Genomic DNA, 26,058 nt, shown 5'->3' with positions numbered 1-26,058 from the left:
GTCGTGATGCGCCGTGCTCTTGTTCTGACGCTGCTGCATACGTCGCCCCGGCACGTGGAGGTTTTTGAACGCCTGTTTGCTCGCCTGAGGACGCAGGACGTTTATAGCGACCTGCCGGAAATCCGGCTGTCGCATGTGGTGCGCGAAGACCTGTTGCAGCGGGCCATTTCAGCGGGCGTGCTGCCGGAAGACACCCATGCCCGCGCCGTGCGCATTCTTTATGAAGCCACTGCGGGTTCTGACGCTGTGCTGTGTACCTGCTCAACGCTTGGTCCGGCGGCAGATGAAGCGGCAACCAAAGCCGCCAAACCACTGTTGCGCGTTGACCGGCCGATGGCTGCACAAGCCGCCCAGACCGGGCGATCCATCGCGGTTTTGGCCACCCTCAAATGCACGCTGGCGCCGACTGTTAATCTGATTGCGGATGAAGTGGCCCGCATCTCGGCGCGCGCTGACATTGCACCGGTCCTTGTGGAAGGGGCGTGGGATGCCTTCGAGGCGGGCGATGCCACCCGAGCCAACAGCCTTATCAGCGATCACATCACGCTTGCCGGGCAGGCCGGTGCCAACGTGATCGTTCTGGCGCAGGCCTCCATGGTGGATGCGCTTACCAACACCGATGTGTCAGTCCCCGTGCTCACCAGCCCGGCAAGCGGCCTTGCTGCCGTGCTGGACGCGATCAAGGAACGAGTTTAGGGGCAGCGGCTGGTTGGTGGTCGGAGGTGGCGCAGAAGGCGTGATCGGCGGCGGCGAGTACCTCGATGATACGGCAGTCCGCGGTGGTGCCGTGGGCGCATTGGGCGATCATGCGGATGAGTTCTGTTTTCAGTGTTTCAAGACGGGCGATGCGGCTTTCGACTTCGGCGAGGCGTGTGCGGGCGATCTTGTCGGCGTCGGCGCACGATGCATCGGGGTCGTCTGACAAAGCCAGCAGTGTGCGTATGGCGTCGAGGGGAAAACCCAGTTCGCGGGCGTGGCGGATGAAGCCAAGGCGGTCTGCGTGGGTTTGCGTATAAAGCCGCTGGTTGCCCGCAGAGCGCTCGGCTTTTGGCATCAGTCCGATATCTTCGTAGTAGCGAACGGTCTGCACTTTGACGCCGGTTTGTACGGCCAGCTTGCCGATGGTGAACATTTTTTGCGTCCCCTTTTTGCGCCCCACTGCATTTTGCCCTTGAAGCTCTAGTCGCTGTAGCTCCTATGTTGCGTGTCATTGGTAAGGAATCAAGGACACAGATCATGAGCGCTGGATGCAACGAGACCCAAGATTTTGATGGCGCAACGCCGCAATACCGCCGCGCATTGTGGATGGTGATTGCCATCAACGGGGTGATGTTCTTTGTGGAAGCCACTGCTGGCTTTGCCGGGCAGTCTATGGCGCTCAAGGCAGATGCGCTGGACTTCGCAGGCGATACGGCGACCTATGCACTGTCGTTGCTGGTGATCGGCATGGCCATTCACTGGCGTGCGCGTGCTGCCATGGTGAAGGCGGCATCGCTGCTGGCCATGGGTCTGGGCGTTATGGGGTACACGGCCTACAGCGCAGTATTTTTGAACGACCCCAGCGCGCCGATCATGGGCAGTGTTGCGATGGTGGCCCTGGCTGCCAACGTGATGAGCGCCTTCATCCTCATGAAATTTCGCGACGGTGATGCCAATGTGCGCTCTGTGTGGCTGTGCAGCCGAAACGACGCGATTGGCAACGTTGCGGTGATTGGCGCAGCGGGGGCCGTTGCGGTGACGCAAACGCCCTGGCCTGATCTGGCGGTGGCTGCGCTGATGGCAGCGCTGTTTACCAGTTCAGCGGTATCGATTTTTAAGCAGGCCCGAGCTGAGTTGCGTGGCATGGCTGCCATGCCCACAGGCGATTGATGCCGGTTACAGGTAGTGTATTGTTGATGTGTTACCGGCCCTAGCGCGCGAGCCACGCCACCAATGATGGCCGGGACAGAAGCCCGTGTGTCCGCGCGCCGGGCTTCACTTTTTCCGCTTAGCCACGCTCACGGTAGAGAATGGATTTGACGCCGTTCTTCCGGAACGGTTGCCATTTGCCTTCGGGCTGGGCCAGGCGATCGGCTATGGCATAGAGCGCCAGCGCGTTGACGCCGATGCCGATATGGGTGGCGGGCACTTCGATATTTTCAGTATGCGGATGCGCGTCCTCGCGGCAGGTCTGCCAGGGCACCACGCCGTCGTGGCGGGTGTAGATGGCCGTGCAGGGCACCGGCGGCGGGGTGCGCAGGCGCTCGGCCAGTGCTTCGTCCACGTAGGTGTTGTCCATACGCATACCGGCGGCAAAAGGGCTTGCCAGCGTAATGACCTGGCGAACAAGGCGCGGAGAGCGGCGGGCAAGCTCGCGCGCATAAATGCCGCCCAGCGACCAGCCGATGATGGAGACACGCCGCCCGACACGGCCTTCAATTTCCTCAAGCCTGGCCATCATGCCGGCACGCAGTTCAGCGTTGGGGCCAAGGTTGCGGCCCAGCCGCCATGGATGAACCGAGTAGCCAAGCTCGCGCAGGAAGCGGCGCATGATCGCCATCGAACTATCAGACGCCATCAGCCCCGGCAGGGTCAGCACGGGCTGGCCGTCGCCGCGCGGGCTGAGGCTCATGAGGGCGGGAAGCGATGCGGGCAGCGCGCCAAGCTCAAGGATAGCCCGGCCTTCGCCGAGAACGTCGCGAAGCCGCATGGTTTTGGGCAGGGCCGGAATACGTTGCACGGGATGCGTCCGTTTTATGATTTCTGTGGTGGCCATCGGCAGCCGATCCAGACTAACATAACAAAAATGACCGAGGGTCATGTGGGATGTCGTCCCACCATCGACTCCATCAATCATAGCAGGGAGTGCAGACCAATGGCGCGAGAATTTGGTATGCGGTCAACCGCCGCGGACGTGGTGGCGGGGATCGATCTGTCAGGCAGGGTGGCGATCGTGACGGGGGCATCATCGGGTTTGGGCGTTGAGACCGCGCGGGCACTGGCGGGTGCCGGGGCACATGTGATCATTCCCGGCCGCAGTCCCGACAAGCTGCAAGCCGCCGTGGCGGACATCCAGAAAACCACTGGCAACACGCATGTGGAAACCGGCACGCTTGATCTGGGCGATCTGGACAGTGTGCGTGCCTTTGCGGACGGGTTTGTGGCCACCGGCAAGCCGCTGCACATTCTCATCAACAATGCGGGCATCATGGCGACGCCACATCGCACAACGGCGCAGGGCTTTGAAAGCCAGTTTGGCACCAACCATCTGGGGCATTTCGTGCTGACCGGTCGGTTGTTGCCGGCGCTGGAAAAGGGAGCGGCGGACGGCGGCGCGCGGGTGGTGGCGCTTTCATCGACCGGGCACCGCATATGTGATGTTGATCTCGACGATCCCAATTTTGAAAAGACTGACTATGAAAAATGGACCGCCTATGGCCGCGCCAAGACGGCCAATGCGCTGTTTGCGCTGGAGCTCGATGCGCGGGTGAAGGCGAAGGGCATTCGCGCGTTTTCTGTTCATCCCGGCGGTATCATGACAGGGCTTCAGCGCGATATGGACCCCGAAGAGTTCAAGGTGCTGGGCTGGGTCAATGAAGAAGGCAAGGTTCACCCTGGTTTCAAGAACGTCGAGCAGGGCGCTGCCACCGCCACCTGGTGTGCCACTGCCCCCGAGCTTGACGGCGAGGGCGGTTATTACTGTGAGGATTGTCACAAGTCGGAGCAGGTGACGCCTGAGCGGATGGCTGAAATCCGCGGCGGCGTGCTGCCGCACGCGCAGAACCCAAAAACGGCGGCGGCGCTTTGGATTAAATCGGAAGAAATGGTAGGAGAACGCTTCGCCTGACAGTTTTCATCCGCCCGCCAAAGAGGCCCCCATGCGTATCGGCACACCGCTTACCCCGTCTGCCACACGCGTGATGCTGCTGGGGGCGGGCGAGCTTGGCAAGGAAGTGGTGATTGAGCTTCAGCGCTTCGGGGCTGAGGTGATTGCGGTGGACCGCTATGCCAACGCACCCGCCATGCAGGTGGCGCATCGCAGCCACGTTGTGGATATGACGAAGGCGGAGGAAATCCGCCGGGTTGTCATGGCTGAGCGGCCGCATTTGATTGTGCCGGAAATTGAGGCAATCGCGACCGACGAACTGGCGGTGATTGCGCGGCAGGGGGTGGCGGATGTCATTCCCACGCCCGAAGCTGTTCAACTCACCATGAATCGTGAAGGCATAAGGCGCCTGGCAGCCGAAGAACTGAGCCTCCCCACGTCGCCCTACGCATTTGCCACAACCGAGCGTGAGCTAGCCAGGGCAGCAGCCGAGATCGGCTTTCCCGTATTCGTCAAGCCTGTCATGTCGTCGTCCGGCAAGGGACAGAGTTTTGTTCAGTCTGCGGAGGAAGTTACGCCTGCCTGGGCCTATGCGTTGCAAGCCGGGCGGGTGGAAGAGGCGCGGGTGATTGTTGAGGGGCGTATCGACTTTGACTATGAAATTACGTTGCTGACGGTGAGGGCGCTGAATGAGCGCGGCGAAATCGAGACGTCATTTTGCGCGCCGATCGGTCATCGTCAGGAGCACGGTGATTATGTGGAAAGCTGGCAGCCGCAGCCAATGCCGGAAAAGGCGCTGGCCTCAGCACAGCAGATTGCAGCGAAAGTCGCGTCACGGCTTGGCGGGCGAGGGGTTTTCGGCGTCGAACTCTTTGTGAAGGGCGACGACGTGTGGTTTTCCGAAGTGAGCCCGCGCCCGCACGACACCGGGCTGGTTACGCTTGGCTCGCAGCGACAAAGCGAGTTTGCGTTGCACGCGCGGGCCATTTTGGGGCTGCCGGTATCCACCGGGCTTACCCAACCTGCCGCAAGTGCGGTGATTTACGGTGGCATGGCGGCAAAGGGCATTGTGTTTGATGGTCTGGACCATGCTTTGCGCGTGCCGGAAAGCCAGATACGGCTGTTCGGCAAGCCTGAGGCCTTCGTTCGGCGGCGCATGGGCGTTGCTGTCGCGTCTGCCAAAGACACCCAAACCGCCCGCGATAGAGCGCTGGAAGCGGCGTCACGGGTAAAACCCAGGCAGGCCTAGTGTTGCGGTATTGCATAATCGCAATTTAATAACCGCAAAAATGCGATGCGTCATAAGCGGTATTTGCGTAGGCTAGCATATGCTTTTGCAGGAGGGCGCTATGTCTGCCGGCTTGAACTGGGATGATCTGAGATTTTTCCTCGCTGTTGCGGAGGCGGGCAGTCTTTCTGCCGCGTCGTCTCTGCTCAAGGTCAATACCACCACCGTGCTGCGTCGTGTGGCCTCGCTTGAGGAGGCACTGGGTGCACGGTTGTTCGACCGGTCGCGGTCGGGGTACCGGCTGACACCGCGCGGTGAAAGGTTGCTGACCCAGCTTGCGCCGGTAGATCAACGCCTGTCGGCACTGGAACGCGATTTTGTGGCGGATGACAGCGAGGCGGACGGGGTTGTAAGGGTTGCTGCGGGCGATGTGTTTGCTTCCGCTGTGCTTGGTCCGCAGTTGCCTACATTCCGCGATGCGCATCCTGAGTTGCGACTTGAGATCATTGCAGACCCCAGTCTGACCGGACCGGCACCTTCCGCAGGCGCGCCTGCGGGGTCCATGAAGGACGTGGATGTGGCGGTACGTTTTGCGCGGCCTACGCAAGGAAATGTGATTGTGCGCAAAATCGGCGACATGGCTTACGGACTGTACGCAAGTCGGGCCTACACCGCAGTGCGCGGTGCCCCCAAAGAGCCAGGGCGGCTTGCGGGCCATCGGGTGATCGGCTTTGGATTGTCTGAAAGCCCTTTGGGGCCTGTGTGGTGGATGAGCCGGGCTGAGCAGGGGGCCAGCGTCGTCGTGCGGTCCAATGCGGTGAGCGTGCGGGCTGAAGCGGCGCGCCAGGGGCTTGGACTGACGGCCCTGCCGTGCATCGCGGGCGATGCGGACCCGTTATTGATGCGCATTGGCGCGGCTGACGAGGTGGGTGCACTGGAGCTTTGGCTGGTGACTCACAACGATACTGCACATGTGGGCCGGGTGCGCGACGCAATGGATTTCGTCGTGTCATGCGCCAAAGCTGCCAAGCTGTCGCTGCTTGGATCAGGGGATGACGGGGAGGGTGACGCGGCCTCCAGGGACAGCGCCGGACAGCGCCGTGAGCCTCAAACGTCTGTCGAGGCTTGAAAAGGCCATAAAAACGCAGAGATTAAGTCTTGCTGGCGCTTGCGCCCCGCGCTGCGAATGGCCTAAAAACCAATAGCGAACCGAGCGGGACGTAACGGTTGGTTACCTTTCGTTAACCCACCAAGTCCTAGCTTTGTATAGTGGTTTTGGCTTTCGTGGATTTTTCGGGCGCAGTTTTGTGGCGGTCGGGAAATGAGTGTCGCGAAACCCGGCGGACAAAAGACGGAAAGACGCGCAGATGAGCATTGCTCGCGCTGACATCGTTGGCACCAAACTGACGGCAGAAGCTGCGGCTTCCGGCGGCGGTTTTGCACGTCTGCACTTTCCTACCACAAACCGGCTCGGCACACGCCTTCTCCTTACCAGCCCCTGAGCGCTGGCGGTCCTTTGCATATTTCAACGCAGGCAAGGACGGGCATTCAGGGGACGAAGCGAGATCTTCGAACCGCATGGCAATACCGACCAGCCATGCATTGGAACCTGAGAAGGACGAAACAAGATGATACCCGATAGCAAATCAAAACGCGGTGTACAGGCAGCCCCAAGCGCCGACCGTGTTCTCATTTTTGATACCACGTTGCGTGACGGCGAACAGTCGCCGGGGGCCAGCATGAACCTGGATGAAAAAATCCAGGTAGCAGAAACACTCGAAGCAATGGGCGTCGACATTATCGAAGCCGGCTTCCCGATTGCCTCCAACGGCGACTTTGAAGCGGTGTCGGAAATTGCCCGTCGCATCAAGGACAGCGTGATCTGCGGTCTGTCGCGCGCCGGTGCGAAAGACATTGAGCGGGCGGGTGAAGCGCTGCGCAACGCCCAGCGCGGGCGCATTCATACGTTTATTTCCACCAGCCCCGTGCATATGAAGCACAAGCTGCAAATGACACCGGAGCAGGTGCTGGATGCGGTTGTGGCCAGCGTGTCACTGGCGCGCAATCTGGTGGACAATGTGGAGTGGTCCGCAGAGGATGCGACGCGCACGGAGCATGATTTTTTGTGCAAATGCGTGGAAGCAGCCATCAAGGCGGGTGCTACCACCATCAACATTCCTGATACGGTGGGCTACACGGTGCCGACGGAGTATGCGGGCATTTTCACGATGCTGCGTGAGCGTGTGCCCAATGCCGACAAAGCCGTGTTCTCCACTCATTGCCATAACGACCTGGGGCTGGCTGTTGCCAATTCACTGGCGGGTGTTGGTGCTGGTGCGCGGCAGGTTGAATGTACCATCAACGGGTTGGGTGAGCGGGCAGGCAATGCGGCGCTCGAAGAAATTGTTATGGCTTTGCGCACCCGTGGCGATGCCATGCCTTATGATACCGGCATCAAATCAGAAATGATTGCGCGGGCGTCCAAGGTTGTGTCCAGCGTCACGTCGTTTCCGGTGCAGTACAACAAGGCGATTGTCGGCCAGAATGCGTTTGCGCATGAGAGCGGCATCCATCAGGACGGGATGCTGAAAAACACCGAGACCTACGAGATCATGACGCCTGAGAGTGTGGGCATCTCCAAGTCGTCGCTGGTGTTGGGCAAGCTGTCAGGTCGTCATGCCTTCAAGGACAAGCTGCAGACGCTGGGCTATCAGCTGGGTGACAACCAGTTGCAGGATGCGTTCAAGCGCTTCAAGGATCTGGCCGACAAGAAAAAGCACGTGTTTGATGAGGACATTGTGGCGCTCGTTGATGATGAGGTTGCTGCCGGCAACGAAAACATCAAGGTGCTGAAGCTCGCCGTTGTGGCGGGTACGGAAGGCCCGCAAGAAGCAACGCTGACGCTGGAAGTGGATGGCGAAACGCGCTCCACCAAAGCGACCGGCGATGGTCCGGTGGATGCAATCTTCAATGCCATCAAGATGCTGGTTCCGTATGACGCGCATTTGCTGCTTTATCAGGTACATGCCGTTACCGGGGGCACCGATGCGCAGGCGGAGGTGTCGGTCCGGCTTGAGGAAGACGGCAAGTCCGTTACGGGTCGCGGGGCGGATACGGATACGCTGGTCGCAAGTGCGCGGGCTTATGTGAGTGCGCTCAACCGGCTGCAGACAAAGCGCCTGAAAACAGCGCCGGAGGCCATGGTCGCGCCATAAAGCGCGGGCAGATACACAGGCGGCGGTGCCATATGCACCGCCGCTCTTGATTCCATCAGGTGCGCCATTTCCGGCACGCCCCCAAAGAACAAAGGACTGCGAAAAAGAATGCTTGGAGGCTTGTTGGGAATGCTCTCGGCCGATATGGCCATCGACCTGGGGACCGCGAATACGCTGGTCTATGTGAAGGGGCGCGGCATTGTGCTCAACGAACCTTCTGTGGTCGCCATCATCAACAAAGGCGGCAAGAAACAGGTTCTGGCCGTTGGTGAAGAAGCCAAGATGATGCTGGGCCGCACGCCCGGCAACATTGAAGCCATCCGGCCGATGCGCGATGGGGTGATTGCCGACTTTGAAATCGCTGAGGAAATGATCAAGCACTTCATTCGCAAGGTGCATAACCGCCGGTCGTTCGCCAATCCGCAGATCATTGTGTGTGTGCCTTCGGGCTCCACAGCCGTTGAGCGGCGCGCCATTCAGGAATCCGCGCTGTCAGCCGGTGCGCGCCGGGTGTACCTCATCGAGGAGCCGATGGCGGCTGCCATTGGTGCCGGGCTGCCGGTGACGGAACCTACAGGCTCCATGGTGGTGGACATTGGTGGCGGCACCACGGAAGTGGCCGTGCTCTCACTGGGCGGCATCGTCTATTCGCGCTCGGTGCGTGTGGGTGGCGACAAGATGGATGAAGCCATCATCGGCTATATCCGCAGGCATCATAATCTGCTGGTTGGCGAAAGCTCGGCGGAGCGCATCAAGAAGGAAGTTGGCTCTGCGGCAATTCCCGATGACGGCGCGGGCATGACCATTGAAATCAAGGGTCGCGACCTGATGAACGGTGTGCCCAAGGAAATCACTATTTCTCAACGGCAGATTGCTGAAAGTCTGGCGGAGCCTGTGGGTGCCATTGTGGAAGCCGTCAAGGTGGCGCTTGAAGCCACGCCGCCAGAATTGGCTGCCGACATTGTGGACAAGGGCATTGTGCTGACCGGTGGCGGCGCACTGCTGGCAAATCTGGATCAGGTGTTGCGCGAGGAAACAGGTCTGCCGGTTTCCATCGCTGATGAGCCTTTGTCCTGCGTGGCCATGGGCACCGGTCTGGCGCTGGAGCATATCCGTACCATGCGGCATGTGCTGTCGTCTGTTTATTAAAGTTAGGCCGCCAGACCTGCATATTGCCGGTTGGCGTTAATAATGCTGTTATCCCAAGGCATTAGCTTAACTGCTGAATTAAGCGTGGGGGCGCTTTAACGGGGAAATTGGCGATGGGCTGCGCGGGCGCATAAGCCCGCCGCCCAAGAGGCAGGTGCAGTGAGGGAACCGACCAACAGGGTCAAGTTACCGTTTCGGGTGTCGTCGCACCGGTTGTCGCTGGTGCTCGCGCTTACCTTTGCTTCGGTATTATTGGTCGGGCGGGCTGAGAGCTACCTCGTGGACCAGACCCGCCAGGTGATAACCGACCTGTCTGCGCCGCTGCTTGAGGTGACTTCGCGCCCGGTGGCGGCTGTACGTAACTTCATCGCCTCAACAGATGAATACGCCTATGTGTTTGAAGAAAACGCCCGCCTGCGCGCTGAGAACGAAGAACTGAAAGTCTGGCGCGAGCAGGCGCGGGCTCTGGAACGCCGCGTGGCGCGCTTTGAAGCGTTGCTGGATGTCGCGGTTGAGCCAAGCATTGAATATGCCACCGGCAACATCATTGGCGACAGCGGCGGGCCGTTTGTACATGCCTTTATTGTCAATGTTCCGGCTGCGGACGGTGTGGAGCCGGGGCAGGCGGTGGTTGACGACGAGGGACTGATAGGCCGTGTTGTCAGCACCGGGGCCACAGCCTCGCGGGTGCTGCTGCTGACCGACCTTAACAGCCGCGTGCCGGTGCGTGTTGAGCCTTCCGGCTACCGGGCCATTGCGGTGGGTGATAATAGCCGGTTTCCGCGCATTGATTTTTTGCCGCCTGAAGCAGCGTTGTCGCCGGGCGACCGGATTGTGACGTCCGGGCATGGCGGGTTGATGCCGCCGGGCCTGCCGGTTGGCATTGTGGTGCTGGCAAGCGATGGCAGCCCGCGCCTGCAAACCAACTCGGAGTTTGACCGCACCAGCGCCGTAAGGGTTCTCAAATATGAATTCCCGACGCGTGTTGTAGCGGACACGGATGAAGAGGCGGCCGCCGAAGACGCTGCCAGAGAAACAATTGGAGAGGACGTGGCACCGAAACTGCCCGGTGACGAACCAGCGGCTGCCGATCAGCTGGTTGAGCGGGCAGGCGAGCCGGGGGCGGCTGCAGGCACCGATGCGGCGCGCGCCGGGCCGCCTGCTATCGGGAATGCTGCCGTCGATTCAGCTCCGCAAGGGGAATAGCCATGCGGGATGTATCGCAGGTATTCTGGATTGCGGTGCCGGTAGGGCTGTCGCTTATCGGTATATTCTTGTCGCTTGTGCCGGTCGGTATAGGCACGGGCGGAACGATTGCGCCTGTGTTTACGCTGGTGGTGGCCTATTTCTTTGCTGTCCACCGGCCTGAATTCTTCCCACCATGGGCGGTGTTCTTTGTCGGCTTGTTGCAGGACATTGTGTCAGGCGGTCCTATTGGTCTGTACACGGTTATGTTGCTTGCAGCTTACGGGCTTACGCACACGCAACGGCTGATGCTTGTTGGCCGGGGGTTTTCTACCCTGTGGCTTGGCTTTGCTGTTATCTGCGCCATTTCGGCTGTGGTGCTCTGGTTTGGCGCGTCCGTGCATTACGGGTTTGCAGTCAATCCGCTGCCACTGGCAATGCAGGCGGCGATCACCGCTCTTGTTTATCCGCCGGTGTCTTTTGTTCTCACCAGGGTCAACCGTCAACTGACGGCGCTGGCCCCGGCGGCATGAGGGATACCTGATGGCGCTTGATGATCGTGATGCCGACAAGCAAAAACTGTTCAGCCGCCGGGCGGCCATTCTGGGCGGTGGGCAACTTGCGTTGTTCGCCGTGCTGGCGGGCCGGATGTATTACCTGCAGGTGATCGAGAGCCAGCAGTATGAGATTTTGGCTGAGGAGAACCGCGTCAATGTCCGGCTGCTGCCGCCGTTGCGTGGCGAGGTGGTGGACAGGTTTGGCAAGAAACTGGCCACCAACCGGCAAAACTTCCGTGTCGTGCTTATTCCGGAGCAAACCGACGATGTGGAGGCAACTCTCGACAAGCTGTCCGACATTATTCCGATCACGGAGCGAACGCGCAAACGCATCCTGAAGGATGTAAGCCAGAAACGTGGTTTTGTTCCGCTGACGGTTGCGGAAAACCTGGAGTGGGAAGACTTCGCCGAGATCAATATCCATACGCCGGACCTGCCTGGTCTACAGCCTGAAGTGGGTGACACACGGCATTATCCGTATGGAGAGGATCTGGCGCATGTGGTGGGCTATGTGGCGGCTGTGTCTGATAGCGACCTTGAAGGAGCGAACGACCCGTTGCTGCAATTGCCGGGTTTTCGCGTCGGGCGGTCAGGTGTTGAGCGACTGCTTGAATCCGAACTTCGCGGGCGCGCGGGCAACAGCCGCGTCGAAGTAAATGCGTTTGGCCGTGTCATTCGCGAGTTGGCTAAAGTGCCCGGTACGCCCGGCGACGAAGTGGTGCTGACCCTCGACATGGATATTCAGCGTTTTGCCACCGAGCGTGTGCGCGGCGAGAGCGCGTCTGTGGTGGTCATGGATGTGCATTCCGGCGAGCTTGTCGCCATCGTGTCTGCGCCGGGGTTTGATCCCAACCTGTTCAATGTGGGGCTGAGCCAGGCGGAGTGGGATGGGCTGACCAACAACGAACTGAACCCACTGGTCAACAAGACGCTGGCGGGTCAGTACCCGCCGGGTTCGACTTACAAAATGATTGTAGCACTGGCCGCTCTTGAAGCGGGTGCCATGACCCCGCAGCGGCTCGTTAACTGCGGCGGCAAGGTGACGCTGGGCAGCCATGATTTTCATTGCTGGAAGCGTGGCGGGCATGGCCCGGTGAATATGGTCCAGGCCATTCAACAATCCTGCAACGTGTATTTTTATGAACTGAGCAAGCGTGTCGGGATAGACAAAATTGAGGAGATGTCACGACGCTTCGGCCTTGGCGATCAGGTGGCAATGGATATGGCGGGTGAAAAACCCGGCCTCGTGCCGTCACGCGGCTGGAAGCGCGCCACCACCGGCATTCCCTGGCAGCAGGGCGAAACGCTGAACGCCGCCATCGGCCAGGGCTATCTGCTGACCACGCCGGTGCAGCTTGCCACCATGTCAGCGCGGTTTGCCAATGGGGGCAAGGCTGTGCGCCCGTGGCTTGTGCGGTCGGTCGGCGGTCGCGCGCGCCCGGCTCCGCAGGCGGTGCCAATGGGCATTGCACCTGAAAACATGGAGGTCATTCAACGGGGCATGGATGCTGTGGTGAACATTCCCGGCGGCACTGCGTTTCGCTCGCGTCTGCCGCTGGAGGGCCTTGCCATGGCGGGTAAAACCGGCACCGCTCTGGTGCGCCGTATCTCGCGTGAGGAGCGCGCACGCGGTGTAACGCAGAACGAGGATCTTCCCTGGCGGTTTCGCGACCATGCGCTGTTTGTGGGGTACGGCCCTGTTGCCAACCCGCGCTACGCCATCAGCGTGATCGTCGATCATGGGGGCGGTGGCAGCGCGGCGGCAGCGCCTGTAGCCAAGGACGTCATGACCCGCGTCCTGACCCGTGACCCGATGGCGCTTGCCGCCTATGAGCAATCCGTACACGGACGAGATGTGACTGATTTGGGCGATGGCGTGGCGAAGGGGCGGGGCTGATGGTTCTCGAAGCCATATCGCGTTCAGGCCGGCTGAGCCTGATTGATAAGCTGTATGAAATAAACTGGGGCTTTTTGCTGCTGGTTACCGCCATCGCATCATTTGGTTTTGCCATGTTGTACTCGGCTGCAGACGGTAGCTTTGATCCATGGGCGTCACGGCAGATGGTGCGGTTTGGCCTTGGCATGGGCATTTTACTGGTGTTCGCCCTGGTGGATCCGAGGCTGTGGCTGCAGCTTGCCTATCCCGCATATGGCTTTGCACTTGTGCTGCTGATTGCTGTTGAGGTTGCGGGCACCACGGGCATGGGCGCAACACGCTGGATCAACCTGGGCTTCATTCAGCTTCAGCCGTCGGAACTTATGAAAATCACGCTCGCGCTGGCCCTTGCGCGCTACTACCACATGCTTGAGCAGGACAGGGTATCGCATCCGCTTTATATGCTGCCTGCGCTTGCATTCATCGCCTTGCCGGTGGCGCTGGTTTTACGTCAGCCTGATCTTGGTACAGCGCTGCTGCTGTCCGTTGTTGGCGTTTCGGTCATATTTATGGCGGGCCTGTCGTGGCGCTATATTGTAGCGGCGGGCGCTGCGGTCATGGTCGCCATACCCATCGGCTGGCAATACTTTCTGCTGCCGTATCAGCGCGAGCGGGTGTTTACGTTCCTGGATCCGTCGCGTGACCCTTTAGGTGCGGGGTATCATACAACGCAGGCCAAGATTGCCCTTGGCTCCGGCGGGGTGTGGGGCAAGGGCTTTATGGAAGGCACCCAGAGCCACCTGAACTTTCTGCCCGAAAAGCAGACCGATTTTATTTTTGTGATGCTGTCAGAAGAACTCGGCCTGATGGGCGGAATGACGCTGATGGCGCTTTATGCAGCGCTGCTGGGCTTCATCATGATGGTGGCCATGGGTGCGCGAAACCAGTTCGGCCGGTTGCTGGTGGCAGCGCTCGGCGTCAACTTTTTCCTCTATGTGTTCATCAACGTGGCCATGGTGATGGGGCTTATCCCTGTGGTGGGTGTGCCCTTGCCGCTGGTTTCATATGGTGGCTCGGCCATGCTCGTGATCCTCGCGGGCTTTGGCCTGCTGATGAGCATCTACGTGCATCGCAATCAGGAGCTGCCGCGCGGCGGGGGCATTCTTTAGCAGCACTCCTCCGGTACCGACACGTCCGGGCTATACTGCCCAGCGCGCGGTACCTGATACCTGCTGGCCGCTACCGTTAACCTGAAAATCCAGGGTTGCGCCCGTTGTCAGTGCCGAGCGGGCTACCTCGTCCAGCGCGGACACGTTTGGCACGTCGTGCCACATGCGTATTTTGGTGTGCTCATCGGCGTTGTCTAAATCCAGTCCGCAGGCATGAAGATCGATGGATAGTGTTGCAACGCGGCCCTGTTTAGCTGCCGCACTGAGCCCAGATGGCGTTTCGAGATCTTTTCCGCCCCGGTTTGACCGGCCCTCGGGGGGGTGTTCCTCAACATGTGGCAGTTCCTGAACGGAATGTGCGAGGTTCTTGTCTTCCAGCGCCTCGCCCGCACCATGCATCTGCTGCGTTTGAAGTCGCTTGAAATGCTGTGCGCAACGGCCCGTGCGCCTGGGATCGCCCGCAAGAACAACATGATCCGTATTCGGTGGAACAGCGGCTTCTACGGCCTTTGCGAAGCTTCGATAAAAGTCGTCTTCTGCCTTTTCTTCTTCCTCATCACTGCCGGTGCCAAGCGCGTGAAAGGCGGTGCCTGTATCTCCGGCAGAAATGCCGCCGCGTGCGATTGAATGGAACATCACGTTTGATTGCTCGTCGCGGATTTTGGCCACCCGTTCGTATGTCATGTGGTCAAGGCTCGAAGTGTGATCGTCCACCTCGCTACCGTTGACCACCACGAGCCGTGGTGTGTCGCGATCAATAATGGCAACCCAGCGTGCCCGCGTGCTGCTGTTGTCAGCAAGGGCGGGCAGCATCAATGCGCTACCGCGGGTTTTGAGTATCGGTAACGGACGATGGGTCAAGTGCATGATCTTGACTTCATCCGCTGCTGCAAACAGGGCGAGGCCAAGGCCGTGAAAATCCGATAGTTCAAGGCGTGAAAGTTCTTCGATCAGTTTAGGGGCGTCCGGCGCACTTTCTTCCAGAGTTGCCACTGCATTTTTTTTCAAAATACGCCACTTCTCCAAACCCTGAGCGATAGGCGGGCGGGGCAAGTAGAGGCTCGTCACGTCCTCGCCGAGAGCGCTGAGGTCGTCAAAAATCATTGATACGGTGGGCGTGTTTACCATGATGCTCTCCTTTAAAGCTGTGTCAAAGTAAGTGCTGCGGTATGTGCTGCGCCAGGCCGGGGGCGGTGCTAAGACCGGATCGCTGCTGTGATGAGATACGCAATGCTTGCGCTTGTTGCGGTCAATACAGTGCCCCAGGTGACATCTACGAATGACATTGCAACAGGCCAGCCCTTAATGGTGGCCAAATTGGTCGCGTCATAGGTGCCATAGGCCAGGAAGCCAAGGCACGCGCCCAAAGCGGCGGCCACTTGCCAGCTTCCCGCGTTTTGCGCAGGCAGCACCGCGAACAGAACAATGCCGGCGGCGTATATCGCGTAAAACAGGCCCGCTACCACAAAATTGGGCGTATCGCGCATAAGGTCGCCCAACTCGCGTGCGTAATAGTCGCGCGCTACATGGCCAAGCCAGACATAATCCAGCACCAAGAAGACAACGGCGGTGATAAAATAAACGGGAAGATATTGTGTCATGTGATGTAAGCCCCTTTTGCCTACGCCGGTGCCGGGCTCACAGCCCGGCGACACCTCAGCGGGCGCGCAGTGCGTTTATCAACTCCTTCTTGGTCATGGATGAACGACCTTCAATGCCAAGCTCTTTGGCCCGGTCATACAGATCACTTTTCGTCCATTGGTCGTAGGGCGGCTGTAAGCCACCTTTACGTGAGGGATCCTGGCGATTGCTTTTTCTGGCACTTGCCTTCGCATTGGCAATGCGGGCAGCCTTTTCCTTGCTGGCACCGTCATCGCGCAAGCTTTCATACGTTTTTTTGTCTTTTACTGACGGGCCTGGTCCGTCGGTATTGTTAATGTTTTGGCCTGCCAATGGTTTTCTCCTCGTCCGGTTCCCTCCTTTTCCTGAAGCAAGGATACCTCACAGGACTGTTTGAGTGTACCGCTGGCACCAAAAAACCCGCAGGGTGGGGTCTTGAGGTGATGCTATTGCCGGTTGCCCCCGCATACGGTGTTTGCTATTACCCGGCCTCATTCATGCAGCCGATGGTGTGCATTATCGGTATTTGGCTTAGGTACCGACGCACAATAAACGCGTCTGACTGAATGGGCGCATAGCTCAGTTGGTAGAGCAGCTGACTCTTAATCAGCGGGTCCAAGGTTCGAGTCCTTGTGCGCCCACCAAGAAAACCGCAACACAAACAACATCTTAGCAGTTTCCTTCGTGGAACGTAGCGGGTACGTGTCAAACTGCCTGTCAGACTAGGTGTCAAACGTTCTTATTTTCCTGGCGTCATCAGGGGCTCGTCAAATGCCTGCTAGGTGGTGAGTATGCTTCAAGTTGTTATTCACAACTCCGCAAATTGGTCATCTTGCGACCGCGTCACTCAGGTAGGCATTGATCGTTTCATGTTTAAACTGAAACCCTGAATCCAATAGCTTTTTCGGAAATACGTGCTGACCCTTAACGATCAACTCGTCGCCCATTTGTCCCATTGTGGCGCGGATGATAAGTGCGGGGGTTGGAAAGAAGCTTGGCTTCCTGAGGGCTTTGCCAAGTGCTTTTGCAAACTCGGCATTGGTGCACGCGCCGGGTGAGGTGCAATTGATTGGCCCTGTGATATGTCTGTTCGCCAATAAGAAGTTGATCGCTCGCGCTTCATCTTCGAGGCTTATCCAAGACATCATCTGACGCCCTGAACCGATCTTGCCGCCAACGAACATCTTGAATGGCTTCATGATCTGCGGAAGCGGACCTTCCGATGCATCAAAGACGACGCCAGTCCTCAGAAGTGCAACAGAATTGCCCGTGTTCTCGGCCAGCAACGCTGTTTCCTCCCAAACATCAATCAGGGACTGCAAGAAAGCGATACCTTTGCGGGCGTCGGTGTTATCTTCCGTAAATCGGATGAAGGGTTCAGTATAAAACCCGTAGGCGCTGACCGCAGACGCATTGATCAGATGAATGTCAGAGTTCCTGGCGCACAGATCGACGCAGATTTCTGTGGCTCCAATCCGACTGTCACACATCTCTTGTTTATAAGCGTTGGTCCATTTCTGTTCCGACACGCCCGACCCGGCAAGGTTGACTATGGCGGAGTAGTTTTTGGCTTCGCTTTCCTTAAAGCCATCCCAGTTCATATGGTCGATCGCATCTGGAAAGATGGCACGCAATTTCTTCACCGAGCGCCCAATAACGGCGATCTCATACAGGCTTTTGTCTACGATATCGTAGAGCGTTCGGCCCACCAATCCCGTCGCCCCGATGATGGCAATTCGCTCTTTTGACATCCCATATTCCCGTCTGTTTTCTGTCGTGGTTTAATTTCGGACAGTATGTTATAAAAATCGGAAACACAATAACGGACAGACGTGTATTTTATTATGACGATTCAAACTGCGGCAAAAAAAAGAGGCCGTCCCAAGACCTTTGATCGTGAGCATGTGCTGAACGTTTCAATGATGGCGTTTTGGCAGGACGGTCCGGCAGCTGTTTCGTTGAACGACGTATGCAAGCGCGCTGAGGTTTCCAGGCCGAGCCTTTATCGTGAATTTGGTGGTGAAGACGGGCTGCTAGCGGCGAGCTTGCAGAAGTACTTCGAGACCGCTTTCGTACCGATTTTCAAAGTCCTTGAAAGCAACGACCCCTTCCAAAAGACATTGGAAGACTTTGCATCGAAGATGACCAATGAACGGGTAGAGAGGGGTATTCCCGAAGGCTGTCTGCTCGTGAAAATTCGGAGCGCGGTTGACCACATCGGTCAAGACACTGCGAAGGTGATCGAGAGGGTTCATGCTTGGAAGTTGAATGCATATGTCAGTTGGCTAGATCGCTGCAAAGAAAATGGCTCTCTAACCAGCGATACCAACGTTCAACTGTTGGCAGCCTATATCGACGCACAGATGAATTTGACAATGATGAGGGATGCAAGAGGCGATGATCGCGTCCTGTCACGAGATATTCTTAGACTAGCCCTGGGCCAAATAGCCTGACGCGGTGAAATGACCCCCTTTTTTCCCCAACTGTGATTAGAATCTGGCCCTAGCAGAAGGACTGACAAGGTGAAGAGAACATGGTTGTCCGAAGGGCAGATGCTATTGTTTATACGGGTGCTTCTCGTTCTGTACGGCCTCATCGCAGGTGCAACGGGCGTCAGCGCTTTTTTGGAACCTTATGATGGCATTACGGATCCGTTCGAGGACAATTCTCACAGATTTATTGCTGCGATCTGGGCTTCAACAGCGCTGGGATTTTTCTACGTAGCGTGGCGGCCGTCCGAAACCGCCTTGTTCCGGTTTCTGCTGTCAGCGCTATTCATTGGAGGTGTGGTCCGGGCGGGGGCGCTGGTTCACTATTCCCCTGATCTGGCTATCGTCGCCGTGATCCTCTTGGAACTCATTCCAACGCCCCTCATGTGGGCGATGCAATCAAGGCTGACGAAATCAGGACGGATATAATGGTTCTGGCATAAGTTCCTTAGGTCGGCTGATTGACCTGTTCGCACTGAACGTAGTTATGGTGCACGAAATCCCGGCCTATTCGAATGGGGTGTTGTCAGCGCAGTTCGGATCTCTATTTTTTTTGAAACACACCCGCATTGCATTCCGAACGAGCAGCTATCTCTTTGATATCTCTATAGCCTCTGTGCCCGTTTCATTCGGAATAGGCCTCGGTTTTCAACAAATCAGGCGCACTCTTAATCAGCGGGTCCAAGGTTCGAATCCTTGTGCGCCCACCACTTCACCTTTAGACCCTGCAAGTGACCGCAAAAGCCTGAAGGGGCTTGCGATTGCGGCGGTTCGATACCCTTCATTTTTCGCGTAGCTGACCCTTGCAGGAAACATCAGTCTCAGGAGCAGTTTTTGGTGCTCCAAAACTCCTGAATGCCATATTTACAAGGGTTTGAGAGGAACGGGCAGGCTGTTCGATAAAGCTGCTCAAACCCTGCCTGCTGGGGCACCGGATTTTTGGCTTTTTCAAGCAGCAATCGCCGCTCACCTTTCAGCTTTACAATCTGCTTTTCATAGACATTCACAAGCTTGGGATCATCGGCATCCATAAGCCGCTGCATGACGGCCTCGCTCTTTTGAGCAAGGGCTTGCGCTTTGCTTTTGGCATCAAGGGCGCTGGACGCATGGCGCTTATGCTGTGCATCCCAGAGGCGCGAGAGCATCTTGCGCGCCATCCCCAAAAGCTCCGGCACGGGCGTCAACTCCACCAGCAAGGCGCGGAAGTCACCTTCCATGGCTTCTTTGCGCACAGATTTTCGATGCTCGGAGCAACCTTTGGTCTGACAAATGTAATAGGGGTACCTGGCGGTGCGACCCTTCGACCAGCCAGCCGTCATCGGGCGGTCGCATGCAGCGCAGTTCACAAAGCCGCGAAGTGGAAAATCCTGATTGATGTTCTGCCGTTGCTTGGCAGCGGCGAACGCTTGATTTTTGGACAGGCTGTCGTCGCCGGATGTGCCGCAGTTATCGCTGAAGAACAACCTGTGTCTTTTTAGTTTGGTTCCGGGAGGTATCTATCGAACCTGGAGAATATAATTTGGCCAGCCGTGGAAACTGCGGTCATTGCAAAGGACAAAGCGAGTTACGGTTATTCGCCGGTTGCCGTTAATACGGGGTTTCAAGCGGCCGATTTGGTTGCACACGAAACCTATCAATTTCTTGTTGGTCGCAGGCTAGACACTGACATTGAGCCGAGTGCCCATTTAAAGCGACTGTTTGAGGGTGCTCACGACGCAAAAATGGCATGGGTCGGAAGACAACAAATCAGCGAGATGGTTCGGAAAATGCGGCTGACCCGACACCCTCCGGTCAGGACACTCGCGTCGAGACACCCACGACAATTTCATTGAGACCAACCATGCGCCGATTGGATGCGCGCCAGCTTGCTGAACCTCGCCCGGATACAATCAGTCCAATGAGACTACCGCTGCTGAGTCCTTGCCTGTCAAAAGCAGGTACAATGCGGGCACGATGACCATTGCCAGGATCGTTGATGCAACAAGGCCGAAAATGATGGCCAGGCACAAGGGGCGGTACATCGGGCTGCCGATCGCCAGGGGAATGAGGCCGACGACAGTGGTGATGGACGTTGTCAGGATGGGACGCATGCGTTCAGCAGCGCCTCTGGCGGCTGATTCAGCAACTGAAAAACCCTCCCGCAGTCTGCGGTTCATCGTATCGATCATGATGATGCCGTTATTCGCGACAATGCCGATCAGCGAGATCACGCCGACCATGGCAAAGAACGAAAACGGAATGTCGAATACGAAAAAACCCAGAAACGTTCCGATCAGTGCCAACGGCATTGTGGTCAGCAGGATGAAGGCTTGTGGGAAAGAACCGAACACGATCACCAGAACGCCAAACACCATGATGATCGCAACCACCAGCATGACGCCTGCCGACGCAAATGTCTCAGCGGTCTCTTCAGACTCACCGCCAAACGTAAACTTATAACCAGCAGGCCAATCGTTCTGCATGGCTTCCAGTTTGGGCGTGATCTCCGCGACAATTTCCGTTACCGGGCGGCCATCGGTCTTGGACAAAACGGACAAGGCACGCTGGCCGTCTTTATGCACAACGGAAACCGGTGCCTCGGAGGATACCGGCGTCAGCAGCGATGCAAGTGAGACGGTCTCTCCGGACGATGTAAAGGCGCGGATCATTGAGAGCTCCTGAAGACGGCGCGGACCGCCGCCTTCGCCGCCACGGCTCTGCCAATCCATGCCCATCAAGATATCCAGATCATCTGTTGGACCAAGCGTTGCGAAGCTGCCGATCTTGTCATTGCTGAGCCCGAAGCGGATTTGCGCAGCAAGGTCGCTATGCGAGATGCCGTAAAAACTCAACGCTTCCCGGTTGGGCGTCAAGGCAATTTCCGCTTTGACGCTACCAAGATTGTCGCGCACATCCGCCGTACCCGCTGTGGCTTTCAAGAGGGCCTGCACCTGCGCTGACAGCGCCTGCAACTGATCCATATCCGGACCCGATAGGGAAATTGACATGGGATCACCCGAACCTGGGCCGGAGGATTCTGAAACCACCAGCAACTTGGCACCGGGTACGTTGGCATCAAGATAGCCGGATATTTCCTGGCGCAACTCTGAGGCCAGTTCAAAGCTCTTTTTTGAGCGATCTTCCACGTCAACAAAAATGGCGGAGAACCCGATGAAGTTGTCGGCCTCGGAGGGCTGCAGGGATGCTTCAATCGAACCACCGGCGAGCGGGCTGTTGCGCCCGACCAACTTCACGATGCTTTCGAAATAAGGTTTTTGCCGCAACAACTCGCCAACGGCATTGGCCACTTCCTGAGAGGATTCAATACTGGTTGCGGGCGGAAGCTCGACATTGATGCCGAGATTGACGCCATCGGTTTCCGGATACATCACAACCGAAACCTGCCCCAAAGCCATGATCGACAGTACGAACAGTGCAAAGGCACCGCCGACGTAACCGCCCGCGCTTTTCTTGCTGGCCAGCGGTCCCCTCAAACTCCATGCGTTTAGCCAAGCCGATGCCGACGCCATCAACCGGTCCGAGGTTGTTTCCTTGTTTTTACTGCTGCTGTTGGCCACCCGCGCCATGAGATAGCGCGATAGTGGAACGCTGGCGATGAGTGCAACGATAAAGGCAACGGATAAACAGGCAATTGTCGTTACCGGCAGTACACGGATGAACTTGCCCGACACACCCCCAATCGCCATGAGCGGCGCAAGCGCCAGAACCGTTGTCAACTGCCCTGCAAACGCGGGCACCCCGTAGCGTCCAACCGTGGCCAGCGCGGCTTGTCCAAATGTCTTGTTGTTGGTGTAAATCTCTTCGTGCAGTCCCTCCATCATCAAAATGAATACATCGACCACGAGGCCAAGCGCCAGCACCATGCCGATAATCACGATTTCATTGAGCGAGTAACCAAGCATCCAGATTACGATCATCGCGCCAGCGAATGAGACCGGGATTGATATCCCAGCGATCAGCCCTTCGCGCCAGGTCAGGATGAGGAACAAGATGAGGAAAACGGCGATCATCGCCTGTAGCGCATTTATGAACACGCCCGACAGGGAGTCCCATATCTGTTCTGATTCATCCTGCGTGATTTCGTAGTGCACCTCTTGCGGCCAAATCGTGGATTGCTTGATCTCATTGAGCTCAATTTTGATACGGTCGAGCAGCTTCACGGTGTCAGTGCCGGGTGATTTCTTGATGCCCAGATCAATGGATGCCCCGAATGGCGAGCCCACCTTGCTATAGAAGGCACGGCTTGTTTCGGGCTCCAGTGCGCGCTTCACGGTGGCAATCTCACTCAGGCGTACGGGTCTTTCCTGCACACCTTCGCCAAGCCGTGTGACTGGCAATTCCATCAGATCGGCAACGCTGCGAAATTGCCCTTCGAGACGCACAACCGCGCCAAAATCCTCGTTTTCGATTTCACCGAAAGGCTGCTCGAGATTGGCGCGCGAAATGGCATCGCGCACCTGCACGGGCGACACGCCCAGCCCCAACAAGCGCGCGGGATCAAGAAGTATCTGAATGACCTCATCGCGGGCACCGCTCAATGTCACTTCGCTGACGCCGTTTATGGTCTCAAGGCGCTTTTGCAATTCCTCCCCAAGCTCGGAAAGCGTGCCCGCGCTCGCCTCACCGTACAGCGCCACGGTCATGATGGGGCGGTCATCGACAGACACTTGCGAAATCGTCGGCGTTTCAACATCTGACGGCAGCTGCGAGTCTGCATCCGATACTTTGGAGCGCAGCAAGGTCATCGATTCCTGCGGGTCGGCATTCGCCTCGAACTCAACTGCGATGATCGAGAATGAATCAAAAGATGCGCTGGTAAGGGACTTGAGACCCTTCAGGCTTGTCAGTTCGTCCTCAATCTCCTGTGTGACTTGCTCCTCAATGGTCTGAGGGTCCGCACCCGGCCACGACGTGGTGATTGTCGCGCGCGGAATATCAAGGTCCGGATAGGCTTCCTTGACCATTGAGAGATAGGCCATGTAACCGCCTGCAACGAGCAGGGTCACCAGCAAGGTCGCAAACGTGGTTTTCAGGAAAAAGAACCGCGCGAGAGGGTGCGCATTTCTGACCTCAGGCGTTTCTTCCACCGGCCTGCTGCCAGCCTGGGATGCTGCGTCTGTGCGAGCACTCATTACAATTTTCCCGCATTTGTCACCGGTGAACCAATCACCTCGACGCGATCACCATCGGCTAGAACGGAGCGGCCTTCGGTTACAACCCGGTCGCCCACACTCAAACCTGCGAGAACCTGGACAAACTCGCCGCCGGACAAGCCCGTGCGGATCAGGCGTTTTGCAACCGTTGACGTCTTGTCGTCCCAGATAAATACAAATGGCTGACCGTCTTTGTAGCGCAGCGCATCTATGGGTACCGCGACCACATTTTCAGCCGGCACACCGGCAATCCATACCGTTACGAACTCGCCGTCCTGCATGATCTCAGCGCCTTGCTCGGTTCGCACACGCGCGGCATAAGTGCGGGTTTCCGGATCGATCGACGGGCTGACCGCATAAACTGTTCCAGCGGCCTGCCGCTCGTTGAGAGGGGCTGAGCGTTCGGTATCATCTGGCCTGCCGCCATAGCCGCTTTGCTCAACAATGGTGGCAGCCCCAACCCTGACCTGCTCAAAGGTGTAGGACGGCAGGCTAATGCGAACCTCGAAGGTTCCCGGATTGATGATGACAACCGGAACGGTGTTCAGCGCCGCGCCTTCAGAGGTCGAGTTGACCTGTTGCGGCGAAAAGTAAAACCCCTGCTCGATATTCAGGCGGGCGACTACGCCGTCAATCGGCGAGACGATCCGAGATTCGTCGGCAACGATAACGGCGTTCTGATATTGAACTTGCGCTTGTTCAAGTTCGGCCTTGGCTTCATCGAATTCCTGCTGCGATGCAGAACGCTTCTGCAAGAGAATTTTGAAGCGGTCGAAGGTCTTCTGGGCGAGATCAAGGGCAGCTTTTGCCTCTCGCACCGCCGCATGGCTAATGTTGTCTGGTGTGGCTGTAGTGTCTTTGCCGCGCAGGTTTTTTTCCTGATAGGCAATCAGTTGCCCCTTGTTGACAACATCCCCTTCCTTAAGATTGGGATCGACATAGGCGATGCGCCCCGCACTTTCAAAACTCAAAAATTCCCGGTCGACAGCGCGCGCCGTGCCTTCTCCGAATATCCATGGCCGAATATCGCCAAGCTGAATTTCGGCGATGCGGACACTTGCTTTGGCCGGTGCTGTGTTTTGGCTTGCAGCCGGTTCTTCGTTTCCACACGCCGAGAGCATGAAAAGCATCACCCCTGCGGCGCAGATATTCGTGATGATGGTCTTTATGATCGATTGCTTTCTGTAAGGGTGACAGGACGCGGCTCGCTAAACCCGCCGCCAAGCGCGAGATGAAGGTCAATCCGGTTATCAAGCCGTGCGCGGCGCGCAGCGATCCAGGCCGAGCGCGCATCAAGGGCACGCTGCTGGCTTTCCAGCACCACAAGAAACGGGTCGGTACCTTCGCTGTATCTATCAAGCGCGATGCGGGTGGATTCTTCTGCTGCTTGCGCTGCAAGACGCAGCGCCTCTTCACGCGCCGCAATTTGAGCATCCGCCGCCAGGGCAGCTTCAACTTCTGACAGGGCGCGCAACACGGTTTCTGCGTAGGCTTCATATGCCTCACGCGCCTGAGCCTCACTCAGCTTTACCTGCGCCCGCAAACGCCCGCCCTGAAAGATCGGCTGCACCAGCTGACCGGCGATTGACCAGACTGAGAAATTACCGCTCAGAAGGTCTCCAAGGTCTGAGGATGTTGTGCCGTAGGAGCCTGTCAGGCTGATATTTGGCAACAGGGCGCGGCGCGCTGCTACCGTGCGATAGTCGGCGCCTTGCAGTCGTGCCATAGCGGCCTGAATGTCCGGACGGCGTTCCAGCAATGTGGCGGGCAAACCCGCAGGTGGGGCAGGTGGCGCAGCTGGCAGGCTTTCAGCAGTGGATACAATACCGTCCGGATAGTCTCTTACCAAAATGTCGAGTTGCCGTGTGACACGCTCGCCAGTTTCTCTTCGCTGAGCCAGACCGGCAGTCGCCGATTGCAGGTTCGCAAATGACAGCAATTTATCGTTGGGCGCGCCAATGCCCGCATCCGACCGGTCTGCGGTCTGGCGCGCGGTTTCCTCAAACGCAACAACCGTGCGGCTCGACAGGTCAATTTGTTCGCGCGCCTCAATGACCGTGAAATAGGCCTTGGTAATTTGTGCTGCAATTGATTGACGGGCGGCGCGTAGATCATTTTCACTGGCGACAAAATCTGATCGTGCGGCTTCCTGCTGAGCGCTTAGCCTGCCCCAGATATCAATTTCCCAACTGGTGTTAAGGGAGAGGCCATATGTCTTGTTTGTTGGCCCCGTCGGGCTTGCCTTTTGTCTTGATCCGGAAAAATCAGCGTTGATTTGCGGGTAAAGATTAGCCCCCGCAATACGCGCTTGTGCAAGTGCTGCATCCATTCGCGCCGCCGCCTGAGTGACAGTTGGGTTGAGCGCATCGGCTTTCGTTATAAGCGCGTTCAAAACCGGATCGTCAAAACGCTGCCACCATGCATCGACAATCGGCTGCCCGCTTGCATTCTCTGCAGCCCAGGTGTCGGAAACGCTTTGCGCAAACTCTGTCGGCTCCTGAGGCGTTCCGGCGCAGGCGGTTAACAGTGCCACAACACAAAGTGTTCCCAGAAGACGGGGAAAACTTACGCGCAAGACTTTTGTGTCGAGCATCTGATGTGTGAACCTCATG

General features: G+C 57.7%; 24 protein-coding genes and 1 tRNA gene. 15 read left to right on the top strand and 10 right to left on the bottom strand.

The window, feature by feature from the left end:
- Nucleotides 1-6 precede the first annotated feature (6 nt).
- On the top strand, nt 7-696 hold the full coding sequence (locus RIB87_RS13470) for an aspartate/glutamate racemase family protein (protein ID WP_350147527.1): 690 nt from the start codon (nt 7-9) through the stop codon (nt 694-696).
- Here the strand turns inward: RIB87_RS13470 and RIB87_RS13465 are convergent.
- Nucleotides 680-1,132 (bottom strand): MerR family transcriptional regulator, encoded by a 453-nt coding sequence (locus RIB87_RS13465; RefSeq protein ID WP_350147525.1) that lies wholly within the window; start codon nt 1,130-1,132, stop codon nt 680-682. The two genes, RIB87_RS13470 and RIB87_RS13465, sit on opposite strands and share 17 nt — an antisense overlap.
- A 104-nt stretch (nt 1,133-1,236) precedes the next feature.
- On the opposite strand from RIB87_RS13465, the gene RIB87_RS13460 reads away from it, so the two are divergent.
- Nucleotides 1,237-1,869, top strand: a complete 633-nt coding sequence (locus tag RIB87_RS13460) for a cation efflux transmembrane domain-containing protein (RefSeq protein ID WP_350147523.1) — start codon at nt 1,237-1,239, stop codon at nt 1,867-1,869.
- 118 nt (nt 1,870-1,987) lie between these two features.
- Here the strand turns inward: RIB87_RS13460 and RIB87_RS13455 are convergent, their stop codons facing one another.
- Nucleotides 1,988-2,755 (bottom strand): esterase/lipase family protein, encoded by a 768-nt coding sequence (locus tag RIB87_RS13455; protein ID WP_350147521.1) that lies wholly within the window; start codon nt 2,753-2,755, stop codon nt 1,988-1,990.
- A 99-nt stretch (nt 2,756-2,854) separates the two neighbouring features.
- Here RIB87_RS13455 and RIB87_RS13450 point away from each other — a divergent pair, with 99 nt between their 5' ends.
- The 10 genes from RIB87_RS13450 to rodA all read left to right on the top strand — a co-directional run bounded on the left by RIB87_RS13450 (nt 2,855) and on the right by rodA (nt 14,184).
- Nucleotides 2,855-3,826 (top strand): oxidoreductase, encoded by a 972-nt coding sequence (locus tag RIB87_RS13450; RefSeq protein ID WP_350147519.1) that lies wholly within the window; start codon nt 2,855-2,857, stop codon nt 3,824-3,826.
- A gap of 31 nt (nt 3,827-3,857) precedes the next feature.
- Entirely contained in the window at nt 3,858-5,054 is a 1,197-nt protein-coding gene (purT, locus tag RIB87_RS13445) for a formate-dependent phosphoribosylglycinamide formyltransferase (protein ID WP_350147517.1), read from the top strand.
- A gap of 100 nt (nt 5,055-5,154) precedes the next feature.
- Nucleotides 5,155-6,162, top strand: a complete 1,008-nt coding sequence (locus RIB87_RS13440; RefSeq protein WP_350147515.1) for a LysR family transcriptional regulator — start codon at nt 5,155-5,157, stop codon at nt 6,160-6,162.
- 238 nt (nt 6,163-6,400) lie between these two features.
- Complete coding sequence (locus RIB87_RS13435; protein WP_350147513.1) at nt 6,401-6,535, top strand: hypothetical protein; 135 nt, start codon at nt 6,401-6,403, stop codon at nt 6,533-6,535.
- A gap of 126 nt (nt 6,536-6,661) precedes the next feature.
- Entirely contained in the window at nt 6,662-8,248 is a 1,587-nt protein-coding gene (locus RIB87_RS13430) for a 2-isopropylmalate synthase (RefSeq protein ID WP_350147511.1), read from the top strand.
- Between the two features lie 129 nt (nt 8,249-8,377).
- Complete coding sequence (locus RIB87_RS13425) at nt 8,378-9,397, top strand: rod shape-determining protein (RefSeq protein WP_502943261.1); 1,020 nt, start codon at nt 8,378-8,380, stop codon at nt 9,395-9,397.
- 159 nt (nt 9,398-9,556) lie between these two features.
- Nucleotides 9,557-10,603, top strand: a complete 1,047-nt coding sequence (mreC, locus tag RIB87_RS13420; RefSeq protein WP_350147507.1) for a rod shape-determining protein MreC — start codon at nt 9,557-9,559, stop codon at nt 10,601-10,603.
- Nucleotides 10,604-10,605: 2 nt separating this feature from the next.
- Nucleotides 10,606-11,115 (top strand): rod shape-determining protein MreD, encoded by a 510-nt coding sequence (gene mreD / locus RIB87_RS13415; protein WP_350147505.1) that lies wholly within the window; start codon nt 10,606-10,608, stop codon nt 11,113-11,115.
- Between the two features lie 10 nt (nt 11,116-11,125).
- Nucleotides 11,126-13,036, top strand: coding sequence for a penicillin-binding protein 2 (gene mrdA / locus RIB87_RS13410; protein WP_350147503.1), 1,911 nt, complete (start codon nt 11,126-11,128; stop codon nt 13,034-13,036).
- Nucleotides 13,036-14,184 carry a rod shape-determining protein RodA gene (gene rodA / locus RIB87_RS13405; protein WP_350147501.1) on the top strand — a complete coding sequence of 383 codons (1,149 nt, stop codon included), beginning with the start codon at nt 13,036-13,038 and terminating at the stop codon, nt 14,182-14,184. Before mrdA ends, rodA begins: the two co-directional genes overlap by 1 nt.
- A 30-nt stretch (nt 14,185-14,214) precedes the next feature.
- On the opposite strand, the gene RIB87_RS13400 is transcribed toward rodA, so the two are convergent.
- The 3 genes from RIB87_RS13400 to RIB87_RS13390 form a co-directional block, all read right to left on the bottom strand.
- Nucleotides 14,215-15,312 (bottom strand): hypothetical protein, encoded by a 1,098-nt coding sequence (locus RIB87_RS13400; protein WP_350147499.1) that lies wholly within the window; start codon nt 15,310-15,312, stop codon nt 14,215-14,217.
- A 68-nt stretch (nt 15,313-15,380) separates the two neighbouring features.
- On the bottom strand, nt 15,381-15,785 hold the full coding sequence (locus tag RIB87_RS13395; RefSeq protein WP_350147497.1) for a DUF2177 family protein: 405 nt from the start codon (nt 15,783-15,785) through the stop codon (nt 15,381-15,383).
- A 55-nt stretch (nt 15,786-15,840) separates the two neighbouring features.
- Complete coding sequence (locus tag RIB87_RS13390) at nt 15,841-16,137, bottom strand: DUF7218 family protein (protein ID WP_350147495.1); 297 nt, start codon at nt 16,135-16,137, stop codon at nt 15,841-15,843.
- Between the two features lie 235 nt (nt 16,138-16,372).
- Between RIB87_RS13390 and RIB87_RS13385 the strand changes: the two genes are divergently transcribed.
- Nucleotides 16,373-16,448, top strand: a tRNA-Lys gene (locus RIB87_RS13385).
- Nucleotides 16,449-16,631: 183 nt separating this feature from the next.
- Here RIB87_RS13385 and RIB87_RS13380 read toward each other — a convergent pair.
- A complete protein-coding gene (locus RIB87_RS13380; protein ID WP_350147493.1) occupies nt 16,632-17,555 on the bottom strand; it encodes a TIGR01777 family oxidoreductase in 924 nt (307 codons plus the stop codon).
- Between the two features lie 93 nt (nt 17,556-17,648).
- Between RIB87_RS13380 and RIB87_RS13375 the strand changes: the two genes are divergently transcribed.
- A complete protein-coding gene (locus RIB87_RS13375) occupies nt 17,649-18,257 on the top strand; it encodes a TetR/AcrR family transcriptional regulator (protein ID WP_350147491.1) in 609 nt (202 codons plus the stop codon).
- An 84-nt stretch (nt 18,258-18,341) separates the two neighbouring features.
- The gene (locus RIB87_RS13370) at nt 18,342-18,722 is read left to right on the top strand and encodes a DUF4345 family protein (RefSeq protein ID WP_350147488.1); all 381 of its coding nucleotides are present in this window, start codon (nt 18,342-18,344) and stop codon (nt 18,720-18,722) included.
- A 392-nt stretch (nt 18,723-19,114) separates the two neighbouring features.
- Here RIB87_RS13370 and RIB87_RS13365 read toward each other — a convergent pair whose 3' ends face one another.
- The 4 genes from RIB87_RS13365 to RIB87_RS13350 all read right to left on the bottom strand — a co-directional run bounded on the left by RIB87_RS13365 (nt 19,115) and on the right by RIB87_RS13350 (nt 26,057).
- A complete protein-coding gene (locus tag RIB87_RS13365) occupies nt 19,115-19,756 on the bottom strand; it encodes a recombinase zinc ribbon domain-containing protein (RefSeq protein WP_350147486.1) in 642 nt (213 codons plus the stop codon).
- A 426-nt stretch (nt 19,757-20,182) separates the two neighbouring features.
- Nucleotides 20,183-23,425, bottom strand: a complete 3,243-nt coding sequence (locus RIB87_RS13360) for an efflux RND transporter permease subunit (RefSeq protein WP_350147484.1) — start codon at nt 23,423-23,425, stop codon at nt 20,183-20,185.
- Nucleotides 23,425-24,576, bottom strand: coding sequence for an efflux RND transporter periplasmic adaptor subunit (locus RIB87_RS13355; RefSeq protein ID WP_350147482.1), 1,152 nt, complete (start codon nt 24,574-24,576; stop codon nt 23,425-23,427). Before RIB87_RS13355 ends, RIB87_RS13360 begins: the two co-directional genes overlap by 1 nt.
- Before the next feature lie 35 nt (nt 24,577-24,611).
- A complete protein-coding gene (locus RIB87_RS13350) occupies nt 24,612-26,057 on the bottom strand; it encodes an efflux transporter outer membrane subunit (protein WP_350147480.1) in 1,446 nt (481 codons plus the stop codon).
- Nucleotide 26,058: the final 1 nt, after the last annotated feature.

The organism is Pyruvatibacter sp. (assembly GCF_040219635.1).
In the GTDB taxonomy this organism is placed as follows: domain Bacteria; phylum Pseudomonadota; class Alphaproteobacteria; order CGMCC-115125; family CGMCC-115125; genus Pyruvatibacter.
Note: the sequence above shows the minus strand (reverse complement) of the source record. Positions and strands in the feature narration are given on the sequence as shown.

What these genes read in the sequence shown, in the direction of transcription:
- RIB87_RS13470 (WP_350147527.1), top strand. Translation starts at nt 7, where the DNA reads ATGCGCCGTGCTCTTGTTCTGACGCTGCTGCATACGTCGCCCCGGCAC.
- RIB87_RS13465 (WP_350147525.1), bottom strand. Translation starts at nt 1,132, where the DNA reads ATGTTCACCATCGGCAAGCTGGCCGTACAAACCGGCGTCAAAGTGCAG.
- RIB87_RS13460 (WP_350147523.1), top strand. Translation starts at nt 1,237, where the DNA reads ATGAGCGCTGGATGCAACGAGACCCAAGATTTTGATGGCGCAACGCCG.
- RIB87_RS13455 (WP_350147521.1), bottom strand. Translation starts at nt 2,755, where the DNA reads ATGGCCACCACAGAAATCATAAAACGGACGCATCCCGTGCAACGTATT.
- RIB87_RS13450 (WP_350147519.1), top strand. Translation starts at nt 2,855, where the DNA reads ATGGCGCGAGAATTTGGTATGCGGTCAACCGCCGCGGACGTGGTGGCG.
- purT (WP_350147517.1), top strand. Translation starts at nt 3,858, where the DNA reads ATGCGTATCGGCACACCGCTTACCCCGTCTGCCACACGCGTGATGCTG.
- RIB87_RS13440 (WP_350147515.1), top strand. Translation starts at nt 5,155, where the DNA reads ATGTCTGCCGGCTTGAACTGGGATGATCTGAGATTTTTCCTCGCTGTT.
- RIB87_RS13435 (WP_350147513.1), top strand. Translation starts at nt 6,401, where the DNA reads ATGAGCATTGCTCGCGCTGACATCGTTGGCACCAAACTGACGGCAGAA.
- RIB87_RS13430 (WP_350147511.1), top strand. Translation starts at nt 6,662, where the DNA reads ATGATACCCGATAGCAAATCAAAACGCGGTGTACAGGCAGCCCCAAGC.
- RIB87_RS13425 (WP_502943261.1), top strand. Translation starts at nt 8,378, where the DNA reads ATGCTCTCGGCCGATATGGCCATCGACCTGGGGACCGCGAATACGCTG.
- mreD (WP_350147505.1), top strand. Translation starts at nt 10,606, where the DNA reads ATGCGGGATGTATCGCAGGTATTCTGGATTGCGGTGCCGGTAGGGCTG.
- mrdA (WP_350147503.1), top strand. Translation starts at nt 11,126, where the DNA reads ATGGCGCTTGATGATCGTGATGCCGACAAGCAAAAACTGTTCAGCCGC.
- rodA (WP_350147501.1), top strand. Translation starts at nt 13,036, where the DNA reads ATGGTTCTCGAAGCCATATCGCGTTCAGGCCGGCTGAGCCTGATTGAT.
- RIB87_RS13400 (WP_350147499.1), bottom strand. Translation starts at nt 15,312, where the DNA reads ATGGTAAACACGCCCACCGTATCAATGATTTTTGACGACCTCAGCGCT.
- RIB87_RS13395 (WP_350147497.1), bottom strand. Translation starts at nt 15,785, where the DNA reads ATGACACAATATCTTCCCGTTTATTTTATCACCGCCGTTGTCTTCTTG.
- RIB87_RS13380 (WP_350147493.1), bottom strand. Translation starts at nt 17,555, where the DNA reads ATGTCAAAAGAGCGAATTGCCATCATCGGGGCGACGGGATTGGTGGGC.
- RIB87_RS13375 (WP_350147491.1), top strand. Translation starts at nt 17,649, where the DNA reads ATGACGATTCAAACTGCGGCAAAAAAAAGAGGCCGTCCCAAGACCTTT.
- RIB87_RS13360 (WP_350147484.1), bottom strand. Translation starts at nt 23,425, where the DNA reads ATGAGTGCTCGCACAGACGCAGCATCCCAGGCTGGCAGCAGGCCGGTG.
- RIB87_RS13355 (WP_350147482.1), bottom strand. Translation starts at nt 24,576, where the DNA reads ATGCTTTTCATGCTCTCGGCGTGTGGAAACGAAGAACCGGCTGCAAGC.
- RIB87_RS13350 (WP_350147480.1), bottom strand. Translation starts at nt 26,057, where the DNA reads ATGAGGTTCACACATCAGATGCTCGACACAAAAGTCTTGCGCGTAAGT.